Source organism: Porphyromonas bennonis DSM 23058 = JCM 16335 (assembly GCF_000375645.1).
Lineage (GTDB): Bacteria > Bacteroidota > Bacteroidia > Bacteroidales > Porphyromonadaceae > Porphyromonas_A > Porphyromonas_A bennonis.
In genome coordinates this window covers 1-7263 of the sequence record NZ_AQWR01000059.1, presented here as the reverse complement: position 1 = coordinate 7263, position 7263 = coordinate 1, and the positions used below count along the sequence as shown (strand labels likewise).

At 46.5% G+C, this 7263-nt stretch carries 7 protein-coding genes; all 7 read left to right on the top strand.

Going from position 1 to position 7263, the window contains the following annotated elements; genetic code table 11:
- On the top strand, positions 1-432 hold a 432-nt coding region (locus B088_RS07770), incomplete at its 5' end, for a transposase (protein WP_018107862.1).
- 205 nt (positions 433-637) lie between these two features.
- Positions 638-1270: a TetR/AcrR family transcriptional regulator gene (locus B088_RS07765; RefSeq protein WP_018107861.1), complete on the top strand. Its 633-nt coding sequence runs from the start codon at positions 638-640 to the stop codon at positions 1268-1270.
- A 369-nt stretch (positions 1271-1639) separates the two neighbouring features.
- Entirely contained in the window at positions 1640-4030 is a 2391-nt protein-coding gene (locus B088_RS07760) for an efflux RND transporter permease subunit (protein WP_025082263.1), read from the top strand.
- 209 nt (positions 4031-4239) lie between these two features.
- Complete coding sequence (locus B088_RS07755) at positions 4240-5025, top strand: outer membrane lipoprotein-sorting protein (protein ID WP_018107858.1); 786 nt, start codon at positions 4240-4242, stop codon at positions 5023-5025.
- Complete coding sequence (locus tag B088_RS07750; RefSeq protein ID WP_018107857.1) at positions 5025-6284, top strand: DUF1302 family protein; 1260 nt, start codon at positions 5025-5027, stop codon at positions 6282-6284. The genes B088_RS07755 and B088_RS07750 overlap by 1 nt, the downstream gene beginning before the upstream one ends.
- A gap of 130 nt (positions 6285-6414) precedes the next feature.
- Positions 6415-6843 carry an ISAon1 family transposase N-terminal region protein gene (locus B088_RS08420; protein WP_018107856.1) on the top strand — a complete coding sequence of 143 codons (429 nt, stop codon included), beginning with the start codon at positions 6415-6417 and terminating at the stop codon, positions 6841-6843.
- The coding region (locus B088_RS08640; RefSeq protein ID WP_018107855.1) for a transposase at positions 6773-7263 on the top strand (491 nt) is incomplete at its 3' end. The genes B088_RS08420 and B088_RS08640, both read left to right, overlap by 71 nt.

The window sequence follows — 7263 nt, the reverse complement described above, 5'->3', positions numbered from 1 at the left end:
AAGCAACTCCTACACCGCTCGAGGGGTCTCCTTTTCAAGCGCAAAACGGAGTGGACCGACGACCAAAAGGAGCGGGAGAAGATACTCTTCAAGCAATTCCCTGAGATCGAAGAAGCCTACAAATACTGCCTAAGGATCCGGAAGTGGTACGAGCCGATACGACCGCGGTACAGCGATCGGAAGTACAAGATAAAGGAGGCAGATCTTATGCTCATCACCAAGGAAGGGATGGAGAGTGAGGTGGAGGAGATACGCAATATCGCCAACTTCCTCCGGTCAAACTCCACCCCCATTCTGAGGTACTTCTACCGCAGAGAGAACAATGCCAAGGCGGAGGCTCTCAACCAAAATCTCCAGCGCTTCATCAGCGTCAACTACGGTGCTAGAAACACCGACTTCTTTCTCTACCGAGTTGCCCTCCACTTCTCCTAAATCCCTCACATCAACAACCCCCCTTTCACCATCCTCCCCCTCCCAGCACATCAAAATGCGAATTAGCCTAACAATCATTCATCTCGCAGTTCTATCGTGTCATAAATAACAAGAAAGTTGATCGGAAAAATACCTATTTTTAGGTATTGCGTACTCTAGAAAACTCTATGACCTTTGCTCGCAGAAGTAGGATAAAGTTCTTATTATGCAGACGACAAAGGAACATACACGCAGACTATTGCAAGATACAGCTCGAGATGCGTTTCTAAGGAAAGGCTTCAGAGCGGTGTCTATGCGTGAGATTTCCAAGCTGTCTGGTGTTGGGCTAAGCAACATATACAATTATTATCCTTGCAAGGATGATTTGCTGGCAATCGTCTTGCGTCCACTTTTGGAGGCGATGACTAATATGCTGGAAAACCATAATAGTGATAAAAACCTTTCACTTGAGATCTTTACCTCAGAAGAGTATCACCGTCAATATATGCAAGAGGTAATGGGTATGATTACTCGTTATCGCAAGGAGTTTAGGTTGCTATTTCTCGATACTCGAGATACACGATTTGAAGACTATTGGGAGCGATGGATTGATAAAAGCACGATAACTGGGATCGACTATCTAGGAAGGATGAAAGAATTATATCCAGATCTACATACGAGTGTATCCCCTTTTTTCATACACTTCATCAGCTCTTGGTGGACCAGTATGGTGAGAGAGATTGTATTGCACGAGGAGCTTTCCTCCGAGGATATCGAATGCTTTATCGGTGAATATATCCACTTCAGTACTGGTGGGTGGAAGCGACTTATGAAGGTAGATCATCAGAGCGTATTATGAGCATTACATATGGTACCAGCAATGAAAGAAATATGATTTTGGAGAGGACGTTGATGGGCTTTCTCTCTTTGATGCTGATAAGTGTGGGCAAAGCCGTGGCAATGTCTATTGCACTAAAGCTTGGTACGAGTGGTCAATGACAATAAAGAATGAAATGAATGATACAGACTATCCAAATACAAAGTAGCGGGGGGATTTATTCCAGAGTCCTGCAGTATAAGAGATTTCATTTTAGGAAATCATCCTATCGAGCGAGTCGCCTACAGAGGCGGCTCGCTTTGTTTTTGAACAAAACGTCTTCCTGTTCTCTTTTGGGCTATTGCCACTTAGGAGTAAAGACACCTCAAGATAAATGTAACATGAAACGATATGAAAACAGAAAGAATTAACAATTGGTTTGCCTTACGTGGCAAAAGAATGATGCGTAATCGCTGGCTAGTGCTGGGAGGGTTTATCCTGGTCCTTGCCATTGGCGTATCGGGACTTAGGTACTTCAAGGTAAGTGCCTCATGGGAAGACTACTTCCTCGAAGACGACCCGATGCTTGTCAAGACCGAAGAATTCAAGGAGATATTCGGGAATGACAACTTCGCAGCCGTGCTGACTAGGTGTGACAATTCGTTTACGAAAGACAACCTGGAGCTGATCCGTGAACTAACGAACGAGATGGTGGACAGCCTTTCGTACGCCGACAAAATCACCTCTCTTACCGACATCGAGTTTATGATGGGAGGCGAAGATGGTATCGCCATTGAGCAGATAGTCCCCGATACGATCCCTACGGATCCCAAGCAATTGGAAGAGATTCGTCGCAAGGCTTATATGAAACCTCACGTAGCAGAGCGACTAATTTCCAAAGATGGGACGCTTTCGTGGATTATACTCAAGCTACGTACTTTTCCCGAAGACTCTGTTTGGAATAAGGGGAAGAACCCTGTTTCACCCGAGGTCCTTACGGGCAATGAACTAGATCATATTATCACCAAGGACAAGTACAAGGCACTTCATCCCAAAGGAACTGGGCTACCCTATGTGACAGCGATGAAAATGAAATGGATTGGGACGGAAATGCCACGTGTAATGGGTATCGCAGCCCTCGTCTCCATTCTCATTCTCCTACTGGTGACACGTTCATTTAGAGGGGTCGTCGTCCCTCTTCTCACCGCTATCAGCTCCATCATCGTGGTGTATGGGGTACTGGGATATGTTGGTATGACCATAGACAGCGGTATGGTAATGATCCCTATGTTGCTGGTCTTTGCCGTTTCCATTGCATACAATATTCACGTATACACCTATTTCAAGCGTAGGTTCCTCATTCATGGAATAAGGAAACAAGCCGTAGAGGAAACGGTAGGTGAAATGGGGTGGCCAGTGCTTTTCAGTGCACTCACCACTTTCGCTTCCTTGCTTTCATTCCTTGCCATTCCTATGCAGCCGATGCGTTTTATCGGAATAGCCTCCTCTTCGTGTGTGATGCTGTCATTTCTTTTCTCCATCACCTTGATGCCCATTCTCCTCAGTTTTGGCAAGGACGGAAAGCCTCACCCCAAGGTACAGGAGACTGGTGGGCGATGGATGGATCAGAAGCTGGAAAGCTTAGGCAAGAGTGTACTCAGGCATGGCACTTTGATACTATGGCTCACTGGGATTATCTCTGTGGTTCTTATCTACCAATTCACCAAAATAGAGACGGCTTTTGATGTAGAGCGAACGATGGGACGAAAGATTGATTACGTTAACAACCTATTGGAGGTGGGAGAAAGCGAACTTGGGTCTGTTTATACCTACGATGTAATGATTGACTTCCCAGAAGATGGATTGGCAAAGTCTCCAGCAATGCTACTGCGATTGGACTCCCTTGCACAGCATGCTGGTGGGTATAAGTTGACCAAACGAACGACCTCGGTATTGAATATACTCAAAGACCTAAATCAAACGCTCCATGACGGTAATCCTTCTTATTATACCATCCCCCATAACCCTGATGAGGTTGCACAGCTGTTGCTCCTTTACGAAAATGCGGGAGGTAGTGAAGCTGAGTATTGGATAGACTACGACTACCGCCGTCTTCGTCTGATGGTGGAGATGAATTCATACGATTCTGGGGAAACGGAGCGAGAGTTGAACGATATAATTGCTTACGCACAGAGGCTCTTCCCCAATGCAGCGGTCACTACCGTTGGAAGTATCCCACAATTTACCGTAATGATGCAGTATATCGCACGCGGGCAAATGGTTTCGTTCGCCATTTCTCTCCTTATTATAGGTATACTGATGATGATCGTTTTCGGCAGTGTACGCATAGGGCTTGTCGGTTTAATCCCCAATATCACACCGGCACTAGTCGTTGGCGGACTAATGGGGTGGCTGGGCTATCCATTGGATATGATGACGGCCACTATTATGCCGATGATCCTCGGCTTGGCTGTGGACGATACCATACACTTCATCAATCATAGTCATCTTGAGTTTGACCGTAAGGGCAATTATAGGAATGCGATCCTTCGTTCATTCCACACCATTGGTACTCCAATCGTCTTAACAAGCGTAGTAATCTGTGCCAATTTCGCTGTATACACCACATCAGAGGGACTCTCCTTTGTACATATGGGCATACTATCTGTGGCAGGGATCTTGTCGGCACTGCTTGCTGACCTCTTTGTGACGCCTATACTCATCCAGAAGTTCCGTCTGTTTGGCAAGGAGACGAACACTATTGAAAGACCAAAAGAACAAACAAACATAATTGAATCATAATGAGTAATACAAACAAACAAAAGAAGCCGTCGGTATTGAAGCGATCACTCCACTACGCAGGTAAGAAAAGGTATATGCTTCCGCTGGCGATGGTTTTCTCAGCCCTCTCGGGTGTTTTGGTACGGATGCAGAGTTGCAGGTGCAATCGGCTACCTACAGGAAGATGCTTGAAAAGTCAATAGGATAAAATCAACAACAAAATATCAATCATGATGAAAAGAATTATTTTAGCAAGTTTGGTGGTTTGGGCTTTTGCCGCCACTGCAATGGCTCAGACGGGCAGAGAGATTGCCCAAAAAGTAAAAGATCGTCCCGATGGCGATACCCGTCAATCGGAATTGGTCATGAAACTGATCAATAAGCGTGGGGCGGTACGCGAGCGGAAGCTTATCTCTTACTCCATAGACGTGGGAGCGGGGAAAAAAGACCGTAAGAGTATCATGTTCTTCCTATATCCCGGAGATGTAAAAGGGACAGGCTTTCTCACTTGGGATTACGACAATCCTAATAAAGACGATGACAGATGGCTCTACTTGCCCGCGATGAAGAAAACCCGCCGCATCAGTGGCTCTTCTGCCAAGCAGGATTACTTTATGGGCAGTGACTTCACCTATGATGATATGGGCAGTCGCAATGTAGACGAAGACTCCCACCAGTTGCTGGGCGAAGAGACTATTGGCGGACACAAGTGCTGGAAGCTGGAATACACGCCTAAAGACAAACGTGAGATCTACTCTAGAAAGGTGGCGTGGATTCGTCAAGACTGCCTTATCGCCGTTAAGGTGGAGTACTACGACAAGATGGGGAAGCTACACCGTCGCCTTGAATTGTCGGACATTGTGAAGATTTCTGGTTTTTGGATTGCAAAAAAACTGCATATGACCAATGTTCAGACTAATCATCAGACGATTCTTGAGTTTAAGGATCCTAAGTTCAATACCCCTATGAACGAGGCTCAATTCAGTGTAAGCACCTTGGAAAAAGGCCGATTCTAATGACAGATACAACTAGTCATTCAGCAAAATTCTTGTTGCTGTTTATTCTCTTCTTGCCCCTGCATATCGCATGGGGTCAAGAAGAGGTAGCTTCATCGTGGCAAGTCAAAGGATTTGTGGATACCTATCATGCCGTCCGCTCCGCAAAACCGAACAACTTTATGTCTTCGCGCACGAGAATAAGGGGAGAGATAGGTAAAAGTTTTGAAGGCTCTTCGCTTTTTGTCTCATTCAACGCAACTTACAATGCATTATTAAAAGAGCGTACAGGTTTTGAACTGCGGGAAGCGTATCTTGACCATAGAGATGACCATTGGGGCTTTCGCCTTGGGCGACAATTGGTCATTTGGGGAGCGGCAGACGGTGTGCGTATTACCGACTTGGTCTCTCCTATGGATATGACAGAGTTCTTGGCACAAGACTATGATGACATTCGGATGCCAGTCAATGCCCTACGCTTTTTCGTCTTTAACGACAAAATGAAACTGGAACTGCTTGCCGTGCCAATCTTTGAAGGGTATAAACTACCTACCGACGCAATAAATCCATGGTGCATTTTGCCCAAAGATAGCCCACTGCCTATTGTCTGGGAAGAAAACGGGAGCCACCCTAGTCTTCATTTTGCCAATATTGAGTATGGTGGAAAGCTCTCTTTTACCTTGCCTGGAGTGGACTTTTCGCTCTCCGCATTGCATACGTGGAACAAGATGCCCGTGTTTACGTATCGCCCTACAGATACCCACATTGTCGTTTCTCCGCAATACTACCGAATGGGATTTTTCGGAGGAGACATATCCAAACCTCTAGGGCAACTGGTATTACGAGGAGAAGCAGCCTTCAATGTGGGGAAGCACTTCAGCTATAGACCTGATGCGTCTAATCAAGAACAAAAGGGATTCAACACTGTGAATTATCTCGTGGGTATCGATTGGTATGCCCCCAAAGATTGGTTGGTGATGGCACAGTTTTCCTCTGAAAGCATCCTAAAGTACGAAGATCAGATTGCACAGCCGCATCACAATTCACTTCTTACGCTCAATGTGTCGAAAAAGCTGTTGGATAACACTCTACAACTCTCCAACTTCACCTATTTCGACCTCAATCATAAAGGTTGGTTTAGTCGGTTTACTGCCGCCTACTCTCTGAATGACTTCATTCAGCTCTCTCTCGGGTATGATTGGTTTGGAGGCGATGAAGGTATGTTCAGCACGTACAAAAACAACTCAGAAGTATGGGCGAAGGCAAAATATAGCTTTTAATCGAATGTAATGAGCAAAGCAAACGACACCAGCTGAATAGGGCTAATTCGCATTTTGATGTGCTGGGTGGGGGAGTAAGAAGAGATTACCTTCGTTGAGGTGATAATAGATGAGAAAGTAGTCAGTGCTTATGGAAACAGCAGAGATAAGGGATCTGATATCGGCATTTGTCCTGGAGGAGATCATCCGCGACTTTGAGCTGAAGGAGGTAAAAAAGGAGTGCGGAGTCTACCGACTCTATACGGACGAGAAGGACGACGAGAGCCATTATCCCCCTGAGCTGGCGGAGGCGAAGGAGGTGGTCCGATGCGGCTACATGAATCCCTGCGAGATCCAGACTTTTCCCATAGCCGGTCGCGAGGCATTCATCTACATACGCCGCCGGCGGTGGAAGGAGAAGGGCGGTCGAGAGTCCTATTTCAACACCTACAAATACACGATCGAAGGGATTAAATGCACACCGAAGTTCGGTGCTTTTTTAAAAGAAATTGGTCGAGGGGAAGCCGATCAGCATTGGTACTATCGCCTATGTCTTCGGGGCGGACGCAAAGCGTTTTAACCGGTGGTACAAGGATTACCTGAGTGGCTTCCGTGAGGCAGAGCGGGACGGCAGGATCTATCAAGATGACATCGAGGTACGGCGAGAGGGAGGACGGAAAAAGATCAGGGTGCCGATCCTCAAGGAGTCAAACGTAGGCTCCTATATGGCGATCAATGAGAAGACGATCGACGGTGTCTGCTACACGATCATCAGCAACCGGGAGACGAGCAAGATCGCATTGATGGCCGACACACTCAGAACCTCAGAGCTTCGGCAGGTCCTGTCAAAGTTTCCGATAAAGACCAAGATGAAGGTCTTGAGTGTGACTCGGGATATGGCTCCGAATTATGATTGGCTGGCGAGGACGACCTTTCCCAATGCCTATCTGGTGGCGGACAAGTTTCACGTCCTCCGCGAAGTCCTCGACCAGCTCCAGAG

Excerpts from the sequence above, each read along its gene's own strand:
- B088_RS07765 (WP_018107861.1), top strand. The coding sequence starts at position 638 with ATGCAGACGACAAAGGAACATACACGCAGACTATTGCAAGATACAGCT.
- B088_RS07760 (WP_025082263.1), top strand. The coding sequence starts at position 1,640 with ATGAAAACAGAAAGAATTAACAATTGGTTTGCCTTACGTGGCAAAAGA.
- B088_RS07755 (WP_018107858.1), top strand. The coding sequence starts at position 4,240 with ATGATGAAAAGAATTATTTTAGCAAGTTTGGTGGTTTGGGCTTTTGCC.
- B088_RS07750 (WP_018107857.1), top strand. The coding sequence starts at position 5,025 with ATGACAGATACAACTAGTCATTCAGCAAAATTCTTGTTGCTGTTTATT.
- B088_RS08420 (WP_018107856.1), top strand. The coding sequence starts at position 6,415 with ATGGAAACAGCAGAGATAAGGGATCTGATATCGGCATTTGTCCTGGAG.